17 protein-coding genes are annotated in these 17735 nt (G+C 61.6%); 14 read left to right on the top strand and 3 right to left on the bottom strand.

Annotated features, from left to right (window positions below):
• Positions 1–983, bottom strand: a 983-nt coding sequence (locus tag JMJ56_RS26710) for a recombinase family protein (protein WP_202834800.1), incomplete at its 3' end; no start/stop codon positions are given.
• Positions 980–1483, bottom strand: coding sequence for a DUF2924 domain-containing protein (locus JMJ56_RS26705; protein WP_202834799.1), 504 nt, complete (start codon positions 1481–1483; stop codon positions 980–982). The genes JMJ56_RS26710 and JMJ56_RS26705, both read right to left, overlap by 4 nt.
• Positions 1484–1900: 417 nt before the next feature.
• Here JMJ56_RS26705 and JMJ56_RS26700 point away from each other — a divergent pair, with 417 nt between their 5' ends.
• From JMJ56_RS26700 to JMJ56_RS26665, 8 genes are all read left to right on the top strand, one after another.
• Complete coding sequence (locus tag JMJ56_RS26700; protein WP_202834798.1) at positions 1901–2767, top strand: hypothetical protein; 867 nt, start codon at positions 1901–1903, stop codon at positions 2765–2767.
• Positions 2768–2853: 86 nt separating this feature from the next.
• Positions 2854–3084, top strand: coding sequence for a helix-turn-helix domain-containing protein (locus JMJ56_RS35395; protein ID WP_328702479.1), 231 nt, complete (start codon positions 2854–2856; stop codon positions 3082–3084).
• The gene (locus JMJ56_RS26695) at positions 3081–3284 is read left to right on the top strand and encodes a hypothetical protein (protein ID WP_202834797.1); all 204 of its coding nucleotides are present in this window, start codon (positions 3081–3083) and stop codon (positions 3282–3284) included. Before JMJ56_RS35395 ends, JMJ56_RS26695 begins: the two co-directional genes overlap by 4 nt.
• Positions 3281–4870: a hypothetical protein gene (locus JMJ56_RS26690; RefSeq protein ID WP_202834796.1), complete on the top strand. Its 1590-nt coding sequence runs from the start codon at positions 3281–3283 to the stop codon at positions 4868–4870. The genes JMJ56_RS26695 and JMJ56_RS26690 overlap by 4 nt, the downstream gene beginning before the upstream one ends.
• Before the next feature lie 182 nt (positions 4871–5052).
• Entirely contained in the window at positions 5053–6033 is a 981-nt protein-coding gene (locus tag JMJ56_RS26685) for a Bug family tripartite tricarboxylate transporter substrate binding protein (protein WP_202834795.1), read from the top strand.
• Between the two features lie 973 nt (positions 6034–7006).
• Positions 7007–8251, top strand: coding sequence for a site-specific DNA-methyltransferase (locus JMJ56_RS26675; RefSeq protein WP_202834793.1), 1245 nt, complete (start codon positions 7007–7009; stop codon positions 8249–8251).
• Between the two features lies 1 nt (position 8252).
• Positions 8253–8765: a phage terminase small subunit P27 family gene (locus JMJ56_RS26670; protein ID WP_202834792.1), complete on the top strand. Its 513-nt coding sequence runs from the start codon at positions 8253–8255 to the stop codon at positions 8763–8765.
• Positions 8743–10470, top strand: coding sequence for a terminase large subunit (locus tag JMJ56_RS26665; RefSeq protein WP_202834791.1), 1728 nt, complete (start codon positions 8743–8745; stop codon positions 10468–10470). The genes JMJ56_RS26670 and JMJ56_RS26665 overlap by 23 nt, the downstream gene beginning before the upstream one ends.
• Before the next feature lie 110 nt (positions 10471–10580).
• Here JMJ56_RS26665 and JMJ56_RS26660 read toward each other — a convergent pair whose 3' ends face one another.
• Positions 10581–11204 (bottom strand): hypothetical protein, encoded by a 624-nt coding sequence (locus JMJ56_RS26660; RefSeq protein WP_202834790.1) that lies wholly within the window; start codon positions 11202–11204, stop codon positions 10581–10583.
• A gap of 910 nt (positions 11205–12114) precedes the next feature.
• On the opposite strand from JMJ56_RS26660, the gene JMJ56_RS26655 reads away from it, so the two are divergent.
• From JMJ56_RS26655 to JMJ56_RS26630, 6 genes are all read left to right on the top strand, one after another.
• Positions 12115–13215: a peptidoglycan-binding protein gene (locus JMJ56_RS26655; RefSeq protein ID WP_236038633.1), complete on the top strand. Its 1101-nt coding sequence runs from the start codon at positions 12115–12117 to the stop codon at positions 13213–13215.
• A gap of 28 nt (positions 13216–13243) precedes the next feature.
• The gene (locus JMJ56_RS26650; RefSeq protein ID WP_202834788.1) at positions 13244–14119 is read left to right on the top strand and encodes a Tll0287-like domain-containing protein; all 876 of its coding nucleotides are present in this window, start codon (positions 13244–13246) and stop codon (positions 14117–14119) included.
• 22 nt (positions 14120–14141) lie between these two features.
• The gene (locus JMJ56_RS26645) at positions 14142–15608 is read left to right on the top strand and encodes a serine/threonine-protein kinase (RefSeq protein ID WP_202834787.1); all 1467 of its coding nucleotides are present in this window, start codon (positions 14142–14144) and stop codon (positions 15606–15608) included.
• Between the two features lie 249 nt (positions 15609–15857).
• Positions 15858–16145: a terminase TerL endonuclease subunit gene (locus JMJ56_RS26640; protein ID WP_202834804.1), complete on the top strand. Its 288-nt coding sequence runs from the start codon at positions 15858–15860 to the stop codon at positions 16143–16145.
• Positions 16146–16368: 223 nt separating this feature from the next.
• Positions 16369–17193 (top strand): Bug family tripartite tricarboxylate transporter substrate binding protein, encoded by an 825-nt coding sequence (locus tag JMJ56_RS26635; RefSeq protein ID WP_202834786.1) that lies wholly within the window; start codon positions 16369–16371, stop codon positions 17191–17193.
• Between the two features lie 74 nt (positions 17194–17267).
• Entirely contained in the window at positions 17268–17636 is a 369-nt protein-coding gene (locus tag JMJ56_RS26630) for a nuclear transport factor 2 family protein (RefSeq protein WP_202834785.1), read from the top strand.
• Positions 17637–17735 lie beyond the last annotated feature (99 nt).

Raw genomic sequence — 17735 nt, 5'->3', positions numbered from 1 at the left:
CGCTGCGCCACGTAGTAGCGGTACAGCCGGCCGTTCTTCCGGCTATGCGTCGGCGACATTGCCCGGCCATCGATGCCGAAGATCAGGCCCTTCAGCAGCGCCGGTGCATGCTGCCGGTTCTGGGCGGCTCGGGCCCGCGGGCTGACCTGTAGAATGGCGTGGACCCTGTCCCACAGCTCCTGCGGCACGATCGCCGCGTGCTCGCCGGGATAGACATGACCCTTGTGCGTCACCTCGCCGATGTAGGTCCTCAGGTTCAGGATCTTGTAGACATCACCCTTGTCGAGCGGCCGGCCCGACTTGCTGCCCACGCCCTCAGCCTGCAGGCGCCGGACCGTCTCGACGCCCGAGCCGGTCTCGACGAACAGCCCGAACACCCGCCGAACTCGCGCCGCTTCGGCCTCGTTCGGCACCAGCTTGCGCGCCACCACGTCATAGCCGAGCGGCACCTTGCCCCCCATCCACATGCCACGGGCGCGGGACGCCGCGAACTTGTCCCGGATCCGCTCGCCGATCACCTCGCGCTCGAACTGCGCGAAGCTGAGCAGGATGTTGAGCGTAAGCCGCCCCATGCTGGTCGTGGTGTTGAAGGACTGCGTCACCGAGACGAAGGTGACACCGTGCGCCTCCATGGTCTCGACCAGTTTGGCGAAGTCCATCAGCGAGCGGCTGAGCCGGTCGATCTTGTAGACGACGATAACGTCCACCCGGCCCTGTTCGATATCGGCCAGCAGGCGCTTGAGTGCCGGCCGCTCCAGCGTGCCGCCGGAGAAGCCACCATCGTCGTAGCGGTCGTGCACCAGGACCCAGCCCTCGGCGCGCTGGGAGGCGATGTAGGCTTCGCAGGCGTCGCGCTGGGCGTCGAGGGTGTTGAACTCCTTGTCCAGGCCCTCATCGGTGCTCTTGCGTGTGTAGACGGCGCAGCGGAGCTTCTGCACCGAAGCCGGCATGACGCGGTCGGTCGGCAGCTTGCGGCGGCTCATACGCTGGGCCTCCCTTTCAGCCCGAAGAAGGTCCAGCCGTTCCAGCGCGTGCCGGTGATATGCCGGGCGATGGCGGAGAGGGACCGATAGGGGCGGCCCTCGTACTCGAAATCGTCGGTCCGGACGGTGACTACGTGTTGGACGCCGTCGTATTCGCGGATCAGCCGCGTTCCGGGCAGTGGCCGGCTGTCGGCGCGGATGCGGCGGAGGACGACATTGCCGCCGTCCAGCTGCTCGCCAAGGGCCTCTAGCCGCGCTCGGGTCTCCGACTTCAGGCCGCCATAGGCCAGCTCCTGGATGCGGTAGGCGAGGCGGCTCTGGATGTAGGTGCGGCTGAAGGGAGGCGGCTCCTTGCCATAGAGCTCGCGCCATTGCTGCTTGAGGTGGGCGATTGGCGCGGTCTGCAGGGCAGCCAGGCGGCCGAGGACGTCTGCTGGTGGGATGGCGGCAATGATGGGAGCTGGCGCCTGAGCGGCGTTCTGGGCGGCTATGCGGGGCATGCGGGTCTCCGGTTGGTCCGGTTCGCATGCATGCTCTAGTCGGCGCGGAAGTGTAGCGAACTCTCTCCCTGGTCACCGGGGTGTGCGGCGTCATGGGCGGGATCTTCAGCGGTGCGGTGCCGGAGCCGCACGAGGCCGAGAGCCAGTATGGCGCTGACCTCGCGGAGGTGGGGCGGGAGCTGGGAAGCTTGGGGCGGGGAGAGCGGCATTCGCCGGCTAGGTTCTTACCGGCCGGCCTAAAGGTACAGCAAAAACGGCCGCTTAGCGAAGCAGCTGCACCACTTGATAATGCCGGCGTAGAGCAGAGTGACGAAGCGAGTGTGTGGCAAGTAATATAGCCATCCGTCCGACAGGCGTGTCGGAGTCGGATCGCAGCGGATCTCGCACAACAACTACGCCATCGAAAGCGACTACCGGATGAGCCTCCCATCTTCCCAGCCGGCAGCTCAAAACGCCTTCTCGTTGCCGATGCCGCCGCCAGCAGGCTGGACACCGCTGGAGACAGTGGAAGCTCATTACCCGTATGAGGCGGAACTGTACAAAAAAGGCGGGGAACCGCTCAAAGCAGCTGTTCGCGCCGACGATGGCGAATGGGCTGCGCTGCTCTATCGTGAGGGCGACGACGTCACCTCAACACAGGCAGACTTATGGCTTGAGAAGCGGCTACTAGCCGTCCTTCGTGGTCGTCCAGACTTACAGTTGACGGGCTACGATCTCACGCGCGGGATCCATTCGCCTCCTTATCAGATGCCGCACGCAGTGCTTCTTGCGTCTGACCCAGAAAGGCGACGTCTGGACGGTAATCGCATTTACATCCACATTGATTTTAAGTCGGATACGGTCGAAATCTCGTACAGCTTTCATGAGATGCAGCCGAACCTGCCGCACGACGCTGAGCTGACTGGGGTCCGGATTAAGGCACTTGCCGACGCTACTGTAGCGGTCAGCTCGCCAGCGCAGCCAAGCTCTAGGAAGTCCCGTGCTGCCGCCGCGAGTAAAGCGCCACCGTCACGGGACGAAATTGCGCGCTGGCAGAAGTGGCGCTTCGACAATTGGCCGGCGGGGAAAGCTGCACCTACAGGTCCGCAGTGCCTAGCCGCCGCCCGAGCACACTTTGGCTACAAGATCCCGCGGGATCCATTCCTGGCGATCCGTGAGCCTATCGTGTCACGGGCTTGGAAGAAGCCCGGCCGACGTCGTTCGGAGGATTCAGAGCCAGTAAGCGCCTCTAAGCCATTGAAGGAGAAACTGAATTCGTCGGTTAAATCTCCGGACCGGAGATAGGCCGGAGTTTTTGGAATCACGCTTCTACGCGCATAGAAACTCGGTTGCCCGGTGCATCTCGCACCGATTCTCGATGAGGCGACCTAATGGACAAGCCTACTCCCTGGCACGCTACTGAGCCGACGCCGTCTAGCTCCCCCGCTCTACGACACATGACGCAACTCGATTTGGCCCGCCGCTGGCGCATCAGCCCGCGTACGCTGGAGCGGTGGCGGTGGCTCCGCCAAGGGCCGCCCTATTTGAAGATCGGAGCAGTTGTCACCTACCGGGTCGAGGATATCGAAGCTTTTGAGGCAGAGCAGCGGAGGTCCGCATGAAGGACGCCGCGTCCGCCGCCGCCATGAGCGATCCGTGGCAGAACCCATCCTTCCGGCGCCGCTGGCAAGAGCCGCTGGATCACTGCATGCCACAGAGCACACCTACCCCAGAACTCAATGTCGCCCTGGAGATCACCGGCCGTGCCCTGCGGGAGCAGTGGCGCCGTGAACGGGCGAAGCGTGAAGGAGTGCCGTCATGAGCGCGAACGCTCGGACCGGTTGCGATGTCCCGCGGCGATGCATCCGCATTGTGCCAGGCCAGCTTCCCGGCATCGTCGATCAAGCTGAGCAGGCGCTGCTCGAAAGCGGCCTTGGGCTTTACCAACGTGGTTCGCTCATCGTCCGGCCCGGCATCGTGCTGATCACCATCGCAGGCGGCAAGGAGGTCGCCGCACAACGCATTCTCGAGGTCGGAGAACATGCGTTGGTGGAAGCAATGACTGCCGCGGCTGAATGGGAACGCTACTACGCGCAAAAGCGCAAATGGACAGCAACCGACGCGCCGATAGGGATTGCTAGAGCCTATCTGAAGCGTGTTGGTCGATGGAAGCTGCCGGTCTTGGCTGGTATCATCGATGCACCGACCCTGAGGCCGGATGGTAGTATCCTTTCGACCTCCGGCTATGACCGGGCGACAGGTTTACTGCTTGCTACTGGTGAGACAGTGTTTCCCTCCGTTCCTGATCAGCCTACCAAGGCCGAAGCTGCCGCGGCACTGCAAGTGCTCTCGCCGCTTGTCGCCAGCTTCCCATTCGTCGGTGCGTCGAGCCGGGCAGTCGCTTTCTCGGCCATCCTGACGGCATGTATTAGGTCGTCGCTGCCGGCGGCACCGATGCACGCCTTCTCTGCCCCAACCGCTGGATCTGGCAAGTCGAAGCTGGTCGATCTTGCGAGTGTCATCGCTACGGGCCGCGAGGCTGGGGTCATTTCTCAGGGCAGGACCGAGGAGGAGCTGGAGAAGCGTCTTGGCGCCCTCCTGCTGGCGGGTGACCGGGTGATTGCCATAGACAATTGCGAAACGCCGTTGGGAGGTGAGTTTCTTTGCTGTGCATTGACCCAGCCAGTTGTGCGTGCACGCATTTTGGGCCGATCAAAGGCACCCGAGTTGCCGTCCGATGCCTTCATCACCGCGACCGGCAACAATCTCGTCCTTGTGGGCGACCTGACGCGGCGGGCGGTGCTATGCCGCCTTGATCCCAAGGAGGAAAGGCCAGAGCTACGCAAGTTCTCGAGCGATCCGATCGCAATCGTCAAAGCTGATCGTGGGCGCTACCTGGTGGCTGCGCTCACCATCCTGCGGGCCTACCACGTCGCAGGTCGGCCAGAGCGACCTGATCCGTTGGGTTCCTACGAGATCTGGAGTGACTGGGTCCGTGGTGCGCTGCTTTGGTTGGGCGAGGCCGATCCAGTGGCGACGATGGAGGGAGTGCGTGAGAGCGATCCCAAGCTTGATGCTTTGCTCGCTGTGCTAGAGCAATGGGAGGAGGTCATCGGCAGGAACACGGTCTCCGTGCGTGACGTAATAGATCGCGCGACCCAGCAGGTTACAGCTCTCGGCATGGGCTACCGAACGGAGTTCCGTTATCCCGACTTCCGTGAGGCACTACTCGCTGTCGCCGGCGAGGGTGGCGCTGTCAACAGCAAGAGGCTCGGCAAATGGCTCGCGAGCAATCAAGACAGGGTTGTGCAAAGTCACCGGCTGATCCGTGTCGGTGTAAGTGGCGGCATCGCTCGGTGGCGAATTGAGGCCGTTACAGAGGCGTCGGCGGATGATGGTGCTGACTAAGCTTCTATAAGCCCGGCGTCCACTGAGCAGAGCTCCTGGCGGGGGTAGGGGGCTTCCCACCCTCGCTTGCCAGCGGAGCGCTTTGCGTAGTCAGTATATCGCGGGGTACCGGCTCCTGCGCTACCGTTTCAATCCCTGACGGCATGTCTCTTGGCAGCCGCAGAACTGGGAGGGAAACGGACATGAACACCACCGTCGCGGCGACACGCCGCGCGATGCTCGCCTTGCCGAGCGCGCTCGCAGCTACCGCCAGCAGAGCCCAAGGCGCCTGGCCCGACCGCCCGGTGCGCCTGCTCATCGGCTACCCGCCAGGCGGACCGACCGACTTCATCGGCCGGCTTGCCGCCACCGGCCTCCAGGCGGCCTGGGGACAGACCGTGGTGGTGGACAACCGAGCGGGCGCTTCCTCCTCCGTCGCGGCTGAGGTGGTGTCGCGCGCTGCACCAGACGGGCTGACCCTGTTCTTCGCCTCGAACGCCGTTGTGCTGAACGCTGCGATCCATCCCAGTATGCCGTATGCGCTGCCCGACAGCTTCGCTCCGGTTGGCACCTTCTGCACCGCGCCGAACGTCTTTTGGTGTGCTGCGAACCAGCCGTGGCGCGACTTGGAGGCTGTGACGGCTGCGGCCCGAGCTCAGCCGGGTACCCTGGCCTATGGCACCACCGGCGTCGGTGGCACCGGGCACTTCGGCGGGGAGACGGTGTGCCGGGCGCTCGGCATCTCCCTGACCCATGTGCCCTACCGTGGCACGGCGCCGTTGATGCAGGACGTGCTAGGCGGCCGTGTACCGCTCCTGGCTCACGGCATGGCCGGCGCAGTGGGCCCTTACCAAGCGGGGCAAATCCGGCCGCTTGCTATTCTTGGGCCGAAGCGCGCCCCGGAGCTGCCCGAGGTGCCAATCATGGCGGAACTCGGCCGCCCCGTGCCGGATAGCGGCCTGTGGTTCGGCATCATGGCGCCGGCTGGCACATCGCCCGCCTTCGTGGCCCGCATGGCGGACGACCTGAAGGCTCTCGCCGCAACGGCTGATACCCGCGCGAAGCTCGCCACCCAGGCTGCAGTCCCGGACTTCATCGGGCCGCAGGAGTTTACGGCGCGCATCCGCACGGAGCTGGCGACCTGGCAGGGGATCGCGCGGAGCGTCGGCATTAAGGCGGAGTAGCGGTTCGTTGCGGCTTCCAGCGTTCACCGCCGGCGCTCTCCGCGCAGGCGTTCTTGAGCGGCGGCGCACGCGCGCGCGACGCGGCAACAGTGGACGTTGCCCCTGTCCCACGTGTGGTTGCCTTTGCTTCAAGTGTGGTTACCGCTCCTTCTGCCCGAGCGGCGATGGTGACTACGGACCGCAGTCTCTGGGCCTCTCGTCTGCGAGTCCTAGGACATAGGTGGTTTGGTGGTTTAGGTGGTTTGATTCCGGTACCCCGTGTGGAGATGTCACAGTGAGAGTTGTTGTTGTGTATTGGGTGTGATGTGACGTTTGTAGAGAGGGTGTCAGATTAAACCCACCAAACCACCCAAACCACCTTGGCGCGCGCGACCCACGCCGGGTAGGTCGGTCGCCGCTCAGCCTCACTGCAACATGACGCACGAACAGCGTAAGCTTTCGTAATAGAGCGAAGGGGAAGGTTATTGTTCCTCGCAGTTCTGGCGGGCATAGTTGCTGTGCGCTGCTTGAACTGCGGCGCTTCGTCCAGAGGACGCCGACATGCCGCTCCGCTCACCGTTGCACCGCTCTGAAGCTTGGAGGCCACCGGCCTCCGGCTTTCGACGCGAGGGCAACGCCAGCAGCGCGGCGCGTGGGTATGGCGAAGACTGGCGGCGTCTGCGTCTGCAGGTGCTGGCTGACGAGCCGCTGTGCCGCATGTGCCAGGCCGCCGGTCGTGTCACCGCTGCTACCGAGGTACACCACATGCGCGGGTTCCACGGCATCCACGACCCACTGCGCCTCGACCGACGCTGGCTGATGCCGATCTGCGTGCCGTGCCATCGAAGTGAGTCGCAACGCGATGGGGTCGATGCCCGACGATGAGGGCGCCCGGCGCGATGGGGGAGGGGGGTGTCAAAGTCGACGGCCTTTGGCCGCCGGACCGAGCCCCCGCTGAATTTCTTTGCTTGCGATATTACTGACCGGGGCCGTTATGAGCCATATCGCCCAGACTTGGGCCGCTGACGCCGTCGAGCGCCGCTCCATCGGCAGCCTCATCCCCTACGCCCGCAATGCCCGTACCCACAGCGACGCGCAGGTAGCGCAGATCGCCGCCAGCATCCAGGAGTGGGGCTGGACGGTGCCGGTGCTGGTGGACGAGGAGGGCGGCATCATCGCGGGTCACGGCCGCGTCCTGGCAGCTCGGCAGCTTGGCTACGCCGAAGTGCCGGTCATGGTCGCCCGGGGCTGGAGCGACGCCCAGAAGCGCGCCTATGTGCTGGCCGACAACAAGCTTGCGCTGAACGCCGGCTGGAACGAGGAGCAGTTGCGGGTCGAGCTCGCCGACCTCCGCGGCATGGGAGCCGACCTGTCTCTGATCGGCTTCAGCGAGGGCGAGCTCACCTCGCTTCTGGTCGAGGGCACCGCCGGTCTGACCGACCCTGACGCCGTGCCGGAGGTCCCCGCCGAGCCGGTGACCCGCCCCGGCGACGTCTGGCTGCTTGGGCGGCATCGCCTGGTCTGTGGCGACAGCACCACCCCGGAGGCCGTCGAGGCCGCTCTGGGCAGTGTCCGGCCGCACCTCATGGTCACCGACCCGCCCTATGGCGTCGAGTACGACCCTGCCTGGCGCAATCGCGCTGGCCTCAGCACCACCCGTCGCACCGGAGCCGTGGCCAATGACGACCGAGCCGATTGGCGCGAGGCCTGGGCACTGTTCCCCGGCGAGGTCGCCTATGTCTGGCATGGCGCTCTCCACGCCGCTGCCGTGGCCGAGAGCCTCACGGCCTGCGGCTTCGAGATCCGCGCCCAGATCGTCTGGGCCAAGGACCGGCTGGTGCTCGGCCGCGGGCACTACCACTGGCAGCATGAGCCCTGCTGGTATGCCGTCCGCAAGGCCGCTGGCGGCCACTGGGCCGGCGACCGGAAGCAGACCACCCTCTGGCAGATCGCCAGCCGCGGCCAGGACGCCGAGACGGTGCACGGCACTCAGAAGCCAGTCGAGTGCATGCGGCGGCCGATCGAGAACAACTCGAGCCCGGGCCAGGCGGTGTACGAGCCCTTCTGTGGCTCGGGCACCACCTTGATCGCCGCTGAGATGACAGGCCGCACCTGCCACGCCATCGAGCTGTCGCCGGCCTATGTCGATGTCTCCGTGCTGCGGTGGCAGGCGTTCACCGGCCAGCAGGCCGTGCGCGAAGGTGACGGCCTCCCGTTCCCGATCGCTGAGGCGGCCTGAGATGCGCGGCCGCAAACCTGTGCCGACCGAGCTGCACAAGCTCCGTGGCACCCTGAACGCCACGCGCCACGGCAAGGACCGCGCCGGCGAGCCCGAGGCCACCGGCGACCTGCTGCCCGAGCCGCCGGCCTGGATGACCGAGGCTCAGCAGGCCGGCTGGCGCTATGCCCTGGAGCACGCACCGCGCGGCATCCTGAAGCAGATCGACCGTGGCTTGCTGACCGTTTGGGTCGAGGCCGAGGCGCGCTACCGCACCGCGGCCACGATGCAGGCGCAGCTGGACCAGAACACCAGCCTGCCACTGCTGACCAAAACGCGGGACGGCACGCCGGTGCAGTCGCCCTATATCGGCATCATGAACCGGGCGGCGGCGCTGATGATCAAGGCCGCTTCGGAGCTGGGCTTCTCGCCAGCGGCCCGGCCTCGCCTCGCCGCTGGTGCCCAGGAGCCAGCCGAGGAGCACTCCCCCTGGAGCCAGCTGAAGGTGATCCATGGCGGCAAGAGCGCGGGCTAACCGGGCTGTAGGTGCCCCTCAGGGCGTCGCTGAGGCGGTCGCCTATGCCGAGGCGGTGGTGGGCGGCACCATCCCGGCCGGGCGCCTTGCTGGCCTCGCCTGTGCGCGCTTCTTGCGCGACAAGGCCGCCGCCGAGGCAGGGGAGGGGGCTTGGGACTTCCGGCCCGATCTGGTCGAGGCAGCCCTGCTGTTTGCCGGCCAGATGCCGAACATCAAGGGCCCAGAGGCCGGCCAGCCGCTGCGGCTCATGCCGTGGCAGAAGCTGGTCTTTGCCAACCTCTTTGGCTTCGTCGAGCGCCGCACGACCACGCGCCGGTTCCGCCAGGCGGTGGTGTTCGTCCCCCGCGGCAACGGCAAGACGACGCTCGCCGCGCCGATCGCGCTCTACCTGACCTTCGTTGAGGGTGAGGGCGGCGCCGAGGGCTATGCCGCGGCGGTGACGCGGGATCAGGCCCGGATCCTGTTCGATGCCGCGCAGCAGATGGTCCGGAAGACCGGCGCCTTTCGCCAGGCGTTCGGCGTTGGGGTGGGCGCCAATGCGCTGTACCAGGAGAAGACCGCCTCGAAATTCGCGCCGGTCTCGTCCGATGCCAAAGCGCTGGACGGCCTCAACGTCCAGGTGGCGGTCTGCGACGAGATCGCCTCGCACAAGACGTCCGAGGTCTACGACGTGCTGCTGACGGCCATGGGCAAGCGGCGCCACCCGCTGCTGCTGTCCATCAGCACCGCGACCGGCAACACCACGGGCATCGGCAAGCAGCTCTGGGACTATGGCGTCCGGGTGCTGGAGGGTGCTCAGGAAGACGAGCGGCTGTTCACGCTGGTCTATGCTGCAGACGCGGAGGACGATCCTTGGGACGAGGCGACCTGGATCAAGGCCAACCCGAGCTGGGGGCAAGCGGTGCAGCCGGACGCCATCAGGGCCATCATGCGGCAGGCGCGGAACAACTTGGCCCAGGAGACGGCCGCGCGCACCCGCCACCTGAACATCTGGTCCGGCGCTGACGAGGCGCTGTTCTCGATGCGCGCCTGGCAGGCATGCCGCAGCCCGGAGCTGCGGCTGGGGGACTTCGAGGGGCAGGAGTGCCACCTCGGCCTCGACCTCGCCAGCCGCACCGACCTGGCGGCGCTGGCTTTGGTCTTTCCGCAGACCTGCCGCGACACGGGCAAGACGACCTATGCCGCCTTCGCCCGCTGCTACCTGAATGAGGAGGCAGTGCTGGAGGCGCGCAATGCCGCGTATCCCGGCTGGGCGGCGGCTGAACACCTCATCCTGACACCCGGCAACGAGACCGACTTCCAGGCCATCGAGGACGACATCCTCGAGCTCAGCCGCCGCTTTCGCATTGTGAGCGTGGGCTACGATCCCTGGCAATCGACACAGCTGGCACAGCGTTTACGGGCACAGGACATTGAGATGGTGGAGTTCCGCTCGACCACCGCGAACTTCTCACCGGCAATCATCGAGCTCGACGCTGCGATGCGCTCCGGTCGCCTCCAGCATGACGGCAACCCGGTGCTGGAGTGGTGCATCGGCAACGTGGTCGGTAAGCCGGACCGTCGGGGCAACCTGTACCCGACCAAGGCGCGGCCGGAGCAGAAGATTGATGCGGCCGTGGCGCTCATCATGGCCATTGGACGCTCGATGACCGAGCCGGAGCAGTTCACCAGCATCTTTGAGCGGGCGGAGTTGTGGATGGCGTAGCTGGAGCGACGCACTCACGAAAACCGACTCGAAGCCTCGGAGTACCGAGCGGAACCAAAAATGGCGATTGCGAGGCTGATACAATTTCGCGGAAGTTTTGACCTATTAAACTACATTCTTGTGCTCACGGAGGACATGTTAGCTTCGGTTGAAATATTCTCGCCGTCGTCTATCGAGCACACATTTTGGTGGTGATATATTACTATCAGCTGCTTTTTTGATTCATGCAGAGTGTCCTGGTTGATCATTTTACTAATTAGGGGTTCGCATTTTTGGTAGGCATTAAGAAAATCCAAGCCCACCGCTATACTGGCGCCGAGAGACACTAAAGCAAGAGCACCGCCAAGCGGTGTTGGACCCGCCGCGACTGCCATGCGCCCGGTGTTGGCGATAATTCCCCAATTATCGACCAATGAGACGATCGCAGAGGCGAATGCAACGCCGCATTCTGCATATTCACCCTCTAACATGCCAACTGCATTGAGGGCCTTCTTAACCGCAAAAAGCCCCGCATCCTTGGCGTCGATTTTTCCGCGTCGCACAGAGGCTTCATCGATGAAGTCGATCCACGCCCATATGAACGCGGTCAGGAACGCTACCAGCTTTGGTGGTATGTTTTGACCAGTATTCTTTGAATAACCCTCAGCAACCAATCCTATCACTTTCTCGACGAAAGATTTGACATCCTTGCGTGCTCCTAATTTCAACGTGGCGGACACTATCGGATTAGCCATGGATGTCGCCTCAACGGTGAGCCATAAACATCATTGTTCAGCGCTCACAGCGGCGACCAGCCTCGATTGCTGCCTCAACCAGAAGTTTACCAACGAGCCAGGAAATGACTGGCGCGTGAGCGGTCGGTCCGCCGTGTGCAATCCCTGTGGCCTGTGCACTTGAGTGGCATGCTTGCTCGCCACCGGATGCGCCAATCAGACTCGCTGTCCTTGGCGCCCTCCTTGCTCGACTCGATCTACAATACGCTCTCGCCAGCTTCGCCTACGGCGCTACCGCTATTCCAGTGTCGCGCGCCGATCGCCCTCGACGTTGCCGCGAGAGACATCGCCGCGCTCGGAGGCTGCCACCCACCAGCGCAGACCGTCGCATAGAGAGCAAGTTTGCCGATTTGGGCCAACCGCGAGTCAGGCGTAGTCGCATGCGGGATCGCAGCGCCTAAAGGATGTTCGCTAGTGCCCATCGCCGTCATGCAGCCGGGGTGGTTGGCGATGGACGACGCTCCGTACGGTGGCAGTGATCGCCGCTTTCCGCCTCAGGCGCAACTTTATGACCCAGTTCTCACGGTAGGGCAGGCTACAGGCGCCAACGGAACGGCGGCCGCCGGCGCGCCGCGTATCCGTTCTAAATTAAGCAGATCGAAAACATTGAAGGGCTCACGCAAGCGCTAGCTCAGCACTGTGCGCATAGACTTCATCCTGCCTTGTTGCAGGCCGAGACGAGGACACGCCTCAGTTTCACACAAGGGTGATTTTTGCTGCGGAATCAAATCTACTAAAAGATCGTAATGTTTTTTTTGGAGTCAGCATGGCGCCGAAAGCCCGTTCTCGAAGTGCGACGGAGTTGATGCGGCTATTCAGACTTCACAAGCCGCAAAGTCACGGCCTTCGACCAGCTACGATAGCGCGCTTTATGCTGATAGCGTTTGCTGTGCTTGGGTCCTTCGCGCCCTTCACTAGCAGCGCTACTGAAACGGCGCGTGTGGCTTTGATTGTAGGAGTGGGAAACTACGTCTCACTACCTTCAATCCCTGCCTGCTCTGCATCGGCGCGGGTAGTCACTGAGGCTTACCGAAGACTTGGCTTTGACATTATTGAGCGCCTCGATCCGGGTCGGGGTGAGCTCGATGCTGCTATCACAAGTTTTTCGAAAAAACTCGCTTCGGCATCCAGCGCGAAAGCTGCCGTCTATTTCTGCGGCTACGCAGCGACATATAACAATCGAACCTTCCTACTTCCAACTTCGGCTACGATTAGTACAGACACGGATATCCTCACCCAGGGCGTAATCGCCAAAGCGTTGCAGGATAGCCTGGCGCGAGGTACAGCTCAAGCAGGCCTTATAGTAGTTGATGCGATTTCCTTAAATCAGACTGGCCCACAAATCGAGCTCAACCGCTTTGTGGAGCAAGCTGAAGCTTCTGGTTATGGCTTTATCATTAATACGGTGCGGGGTGAGGGCACCACGCCCTCTACGCTCTCCACTGCTCTTGAAGCTGAACTGGCAAAACCGAGTCCTGAGACTCTTATTCTTGTGGCCGGTGTTCAAGAGCGGCTTTTCAGCCAAGCGGACGGAAATCGTCCAATCATAGTGCCCGGCAGAGAAAATATGACGTTTGCAGTCGCGCCGCGTAGCTCGTCGCAGGTGTCCCAAGCTACGCCTTCTGCTCGGGAACCCGCATTGCGCCAAAATGAGCAACGAGTTCAGTCAGAAGTTGGACGAGAAACTCCGAGTGGCAACCTGTCTCGAGTTCAAGCCGAGGCACATGGCTCCTCTCGGCTTAATCCGGCCGATACAGCCCGTGTTCCCGATGAGTTGCGTATGACCGAAGGCGATCGGCGTCGAGTCCAAGCGGTGCTTGCAGCTTTCGGTTATTACAGTGGCCGTATCGACGGGCGATTTGGAGCAGAAACGCGTGCTGCAATTCGTCGCTACCAGTTTGAGATAAACGCCGAAATGACTGGTGTGATCACCGGAGAGCAAGCCACGCGTTTAACCACTAACTTACGCTAAATCTCATTGTATAATCTAGGAGATGACCATGGGTCTCAGAGCGAAATTCAACATCATAATGATATCAGTTTTTCTCGCAGGGCTAGGCCTGTCCGCTTATTTCGCGCGGGAGCTCGCAACGAAAAACGCAAGGGGACAGATGCTACAGGAAGCATCGATCATAATGCGCCAGGCGACTGCAGTTCGCTCTTACACGTCGGGGGAACTGCGTCCCCTGCTGGCGGAACAGATGAATATTCGCTTCCTTCCTCATTCTGTGCCATCTTTCGCGGCACAAACGGTATTTCGTACTATGCAGCGTGATTTTCGGGATTACTCATATAAAGAGGCTGCCCTTAATCCTACAAATCCATCCGACCGTGCTACGGAATGGGAAGCTGATATCATAAATATGTTTAAACGCAATGAAAATTTGTCAGAGCACGTTGGAACTCGCGATACCCCTGCCGGAGCGATGCTAACGTTCTCAAGACCGTTCCGTCTTACCGACCGTGCGTGCCTAAGTTGCCATTCTACCCCAGCAGCAGCACCACCAACGATGATAGACCTTTATGGGCCGAGCAATGGCTTTGGGTGGGTCTTCGGCGACGTTATTGGTGCGCAGATTGTGTCGGTGCCTTTGAGCGTGGCCCTCGCGCGAGCAGATGATATTCTTTATGCTTTTGTATCGATGCTCACTGCTATTTTCATCGCTATATTGCTTGTCATGAACTTCTTGCTGCACTTTGTCATTATCCGCCCCATTCAGCGTATGGACGCATTGGCACGGCGGGCGGCCGAGGGGGATCTTGAGGGGGAGGAGTTGGAGGTTAAAAGCAGGGATGAAGTGGCTTCTCTCGCGCGTTCCTTTAATCTCATGCGACGCAGCCTTGCTCGATCGATGTCCATGCTAGAGGCCATCTGACAGCGGGGATCACTCAGAGACAATGACCGAAATCCCTGTGATGATTGGCCGCTACCGTGTTGATGCGGTCATTGGTCGCGGTGGAATGGGTGTAATTTACCGCGCTCATGATCCACTGATCGATCGTCCCGTTGCAATCAAGATCGTCGGAACAAGCATCCTCGACGGCACCGAACGCGAAATTTTCTTACAACGCTTCAAGCGAGAAGCAAAAGCTGCCGGGCGATGCTTGCACCAAAACATTGTTTCTGTGTACGACTATGGCACACACGAGGAAAATCCATATATCGTAATGGAATTTGTGGCTGGCATAAATTTGCGCCAAGCTCTTAAACGAAAGAAATTCCTGACGCCGACCAAAGCTGTTCGTGTAATTGAGCAGGTGCTTGAAGCACTACACTGCGCTCATTCGGCCGGAATAGTTCATCGCGACATAAAGCCGGGAAACATTCTGATTGGAATAGATAAACAGGTAAAAGTGGCTGATTTTGGCATATCGAAGATAGATCGCTCCGAGCTGACTGGCATTGGGGGATTCCTGGGAACACCTGGGTATATGGCGCCAGAGCAGTACGAAGGCCACGAAGTCGATGGTCGGACTGATATTTTTTCCACAACTGCGATGCTTTTCGAGCTGCTGACTGGAGTACAGGCCTTCCCGGGAAAGCATCCTTTAGAATTCGGCCGCCGGATTGTGCAAGAGCCAAACCCAATTCTCCCAACCGAGTTTGCGCCTGAGCTTGTCAGGGTCGTCGAGCGCGGACTAGCTAAGCGACCTGAGGACCGCTTCCAAAGCGCTTTTGAGATGGCTGACGCGTTACGCAGACTTTCAGATTTTTCTACTCCGGCGCCGTCGATGCTCAGTGACGTTACAGTGCTCCAGCCTAGAAACGTGCAACAGATTGAGCGACCTCTACCTGAAGGTCCTAGGTTTGACGAAGATCAGTCTGTTGCGGTGGGCGACGAGCAGAGGGTGGAGAACCACGGGTCAGTTCTTGTTGGGGCACACAGCACTGAGTACCTCCTCATTCTCGAGCGATGTTTGGCCCGACGCATCGGCCCAGTGGCGCGCTTGCTGGTGCGACGCGCAGCCGGCGCGACTCATGATACCTGGACATTGCATGACACGCTTGCGACAGCGATACCGCATCATGGGGAGCGTTTGGAATTCCTAAAGGAAATCAGAACGATCCACCGGCAGCAAGCTGGGCCGAATCTCAGAACAGGTTCGACCAGCCGCTCCTGGCCGGCAACGGGCAAGGTGGAGAGTGGCTCATCAAAGTTATGGCGCGTAGATGCGGCCGAGGTCGAACGCGCGCAAAGTGCGCTCGCACTCCGGTTCGGTCCGATAGCTCGACTGCTGGTTCGGCGAACTGCGGCCGTGGCCACAAGTGTTGATGACTTTTGGAGTTCGGTTGCGCGCCATATCGAGGATGCTGCAGAGCGTGAAGAGTTTCTTAAGCAGCACCTCGGCAAACGCAGTTATTGATCCGGTTTATAAATATAGCTGAATTTGTTTTTTCTGACTTCTTCACAAGTGGCCATGACGAGGGAGATAGGAGGGGCTGTGGGTCTTTCGAACTGTTCGGATCTGACGTCCTTCGGTCGCTATTTGGAGACTACGTCGCTCAGAGCCTGATTGAGCCTCCCTTATTAGCCCGTTGCAATCTTCTCCTGAGGTGCACATCGGGAACCGCCCGGCGGGGCGGAAGTGTAGGAGAGAGGTAAACGAAACCGCATCGAGTTCCGCTCGACCACCGCGAACTTCACGCCGGCAATCGTAGAACTCGACGCTGCCATGCACTCCGCTCGGCTCCAGCATGACGGCAACCCGGTGTTGAAGTGGTGCATGGGCAACGTCGTTGGCAAGCTGGACCAGCGCGGCAATCTCTACCCGAGCAAAGGGCGGCCGCAGCAGAAGATCAATGCCGCGGGCACACTCATCACGGCGATCGGGCGGTCGATGACCGAGCCAAATCGCGCCTTGACTCCGGTGGGAGGATCATCCGGGATGATTGTACCCTAGCCGAAAGGGGCAAAAACAAGGGCGGAGAGGGGAGGCCGGGATGCGCGGTACCGCAGCCATTGGATGCCTTTGTAGAGCGACCCTGGCAATCCTGGCCGTCCTGCTGGGGATCGCTGGCGCGCCAGCACGTGCGCAGGGTCCCGAACTACCCTTTCCCTCCCGCCCCATACGGATGATCCTACCGTTCACAACCGGCTCGCCGCCTGACCCTGTCCTTCGGGCCATGGCCGAAGACATGTCGCAACGGCTAGGTCAGCTCGTCGTGGTTGATCCGCGACCAGGCAGCGCCGGCGTGGTTGCGGCCGCAGCGTTGCTGAATGCACCAGCAGATGGCTACACCATTGCGCTTCTCGGGACTCCGCCGGTTGCTACTCTTCCACACCTGCAACGCAATCTTCCCTACCGGGTCGAGCAGCTGCAGCCGGTGACGAATGTCATTCAGGGCGCGTTCTATCTTACCGTCACAGCGGATACCCCGGCCACCAACATTCGAGACCTAGCCACCATCACGCGCCGCTCGCCATCGCCGACCCTCTTCGTTGTCGTCGGAATTGGCTCCTCGCCGCATCTGCTGATGTCTGTCTTCGCCAGGCACTCTGGCGCCAATGTCGAGCCGGTGGTGTACCGTTCAGAGTCTCTCGGAGCGGCCGATATGATATCAGGCCGGGTCTCCATGCTCATGGGGACGCTAGTCCCGGTGCTTGACTTCGCACGTGAAGGGAAACTTCGGATACTGGCTACGACAGCGCCGCAAAGGCTTGGGATCTTGCCAGAGGTCCCCACCGTGGCCGAAGCAGGCTTTCCAGAGATTGAGATGGTTTACTGGAATGGCATCTTTGTCAGCAGCCAAGTGCCGCGTCATCTTGTCGAGCAACTTAATACCGCTTTGGTGACCTCAATGCGCTCGCCGGCAGTCATCGCTGCTGCTGCAAAGGTACCTGAGTTGCAACTAGCGCCCAGTACGCCGGAAGCCTTTAGTGCTGTCGTCCGCCGTGACCGCGAGCGTCTTGGAGGCATCATCCGAGAATACGGGATTACAATAGAGTAGGATGCAACGGCTAGCATGGCATGTGTTGCTTGGGACCTTTCCGAGGTCCAAGCGCTGATGGGAGATCAGCAGCAATGACACCAGAAGGATCCCCAGCCGATCACGAAGCGCTGCAGCGGTTAAATCATGAATATATCGCGTCTGTGCAGCGGGGAGACGTCAAGCGGTTTGACGAATTGTTGGCCGAAGACTTTCTTTGCTCGAACCCTGACGGCACGCTGGTCGACCGTGCCCAATTCTTGGAGCAGACCGCGCGGCCAGTGGTGATCAACAGCCTTGTCGCCGAAGACGTTCAGATCCGGCTGTTCGGCGACGTTGCCCTCATCCACGCCCGCACGCGGTATCAAACGGCCAGCGGCGACGAACGGCATGGCCGCTATACCGATGTGTGGGTGCGGCGTGACGGCAGGTGGCTTGCAGTATCTGCGCATGTGACACGATAGCGCGTCAGCAGGCGACTGCTCCCATGTTTGCCACTGACCACGACCAATGGCCGGTGGCGAACATGGGCGCCAGCCCTTAGAGACCTGCTAGTCGTCGGA

Origin of the sequence: Belnapia arida (assembly GCF_016773205.1) — a bacterium.
Taxonomy (GTDB): domain Bacteria; phylum Pseudomonadota; class Alphaproteobacteria; order Acetobacterales; family Acetobacteraceae; genus Belnapia; species Belnapia arida.
The sequence above is the reverse complement of the archived record's forward strand: the minus strand, read 5'-3'. Positions and strand labels throughout refer to the sequence as shown.

What these genes read in the sequence shown, in the direction of transcription:
- JMJ56_RS26700 (WP_202834798.1), top strand. Translation starts at nt 1,901, where the DNA reads ATGAGCCTCCCATCTTCCCAGCCGGCAGCTCAAAACGCCTTCTCGTTG.
- JMJ56_RS26645 (WP_202834787.1), top strand. Translation starts at nt 14,142, where the DNA reads ATGACCGAAATCCCTGTGATGATTGGCCGCTACCGTGTTGATGCGGTC.
- JMJ56_RS26705 (WP_202834799.1), bottom strand. Translation starts at nt 1,483, where the DNA reads ATGCCCCGCATAGCCGCCCAGAACGCCGCTCAGGCGCCAGCTCCCATC.
- JMJ56_RS26650 (WP_202834788.1), top strand. Translation starts at nt 13,244, where the DNA reads ATGGGTCTCAGAGCGAAATTCAACATCATAATGATATCAGTTTTTCTC.
- JMJ56_RS35395 (WP_328702479.1), top strand. Translation starts at nt 2,854, where the DNA reads ATGGACAAGCCTACTCCCTGGCACGCTACTGAGCCGACGCCGTCTAGC.
- JMJ56_RS26665 (WP_202834791.1), top strand. Translation starts at nt 8,743, where the DNA reads ATGGCGGCAAGAGCGCGGGCTAACCGGGCTGTAGGTGCCCCTCAGGGC.
- JMJ56_RS26675 (WP_202834793.1), top strand. Translation starts at nt 7,007, where the DNA reads ATGAGCCATATCGCCCAGACTTGGGCCGCTGACGCCGTCGAGCGCCGC.
- JMJ56_RS26660 (WP_202834790.1), bottom strand. Translation starts at nt 11,204, where the DNA reads ATGGCTAATCCGATAGTGTCCGCCACGTTGAAATTAGGAGCACGCAAG.
- JMJ56_RS26685 (WP_202834795.1), top strand. Translation starts at nt 5,053, where the DNA reads ATGAACACCACCGTCGCGGCGACACGCCGCGCGATGCTCGCCTTGCCG.
- JMJ56_RS26630 (WP_202834785.1), top strand. Translation starts at nt 17,268, where the DNA reads ATGACACCAGAAGGATCCCCAGCCGATCACGAAGCGCTGCAGCGGTTA.
- JMJ56_RS26690 (WP_202834796.1), top strand. Translation starts at nt 3,281, where the DNA reads ATGAGCGCGAACGCTCGGACCGGTTGCGATGTCCCGCGGCGATGCATC.
- JMJ56_RS26655 (WP_236038633.1), top strand. Translation starts at nt 12,115, where the DNA reads ATGCTGATAGCGTTTGCTGTGCTTGGGTCCTTCGCGCCCTTCACTAGC.
- JMJ56_RS26695 (WP_202834797.1), top strand. Translation starts at nt 3,081, where the DNA reads ATGAAGGACGCCGCGTCCGCCGCCGCCATGAGCGATCCGTGGCAGAAC.
- JMJ56_RS26670 (WP_202834792.1), top strand. Translation starts at nt 8,253, where the DNA reads ATGCGCGGCCGCAAACCTGTGCCGACCGAGCTGCACAAGCTCCGTGGC.
- JMJ56_RS26635 (WP_202834786.1), top strand. Translation starts at nt 16,369, where the DNA reads ATGGCCGAAGACATGTCGCAACGGCTAGGTCAGCTCGTCGTGGTTGAT.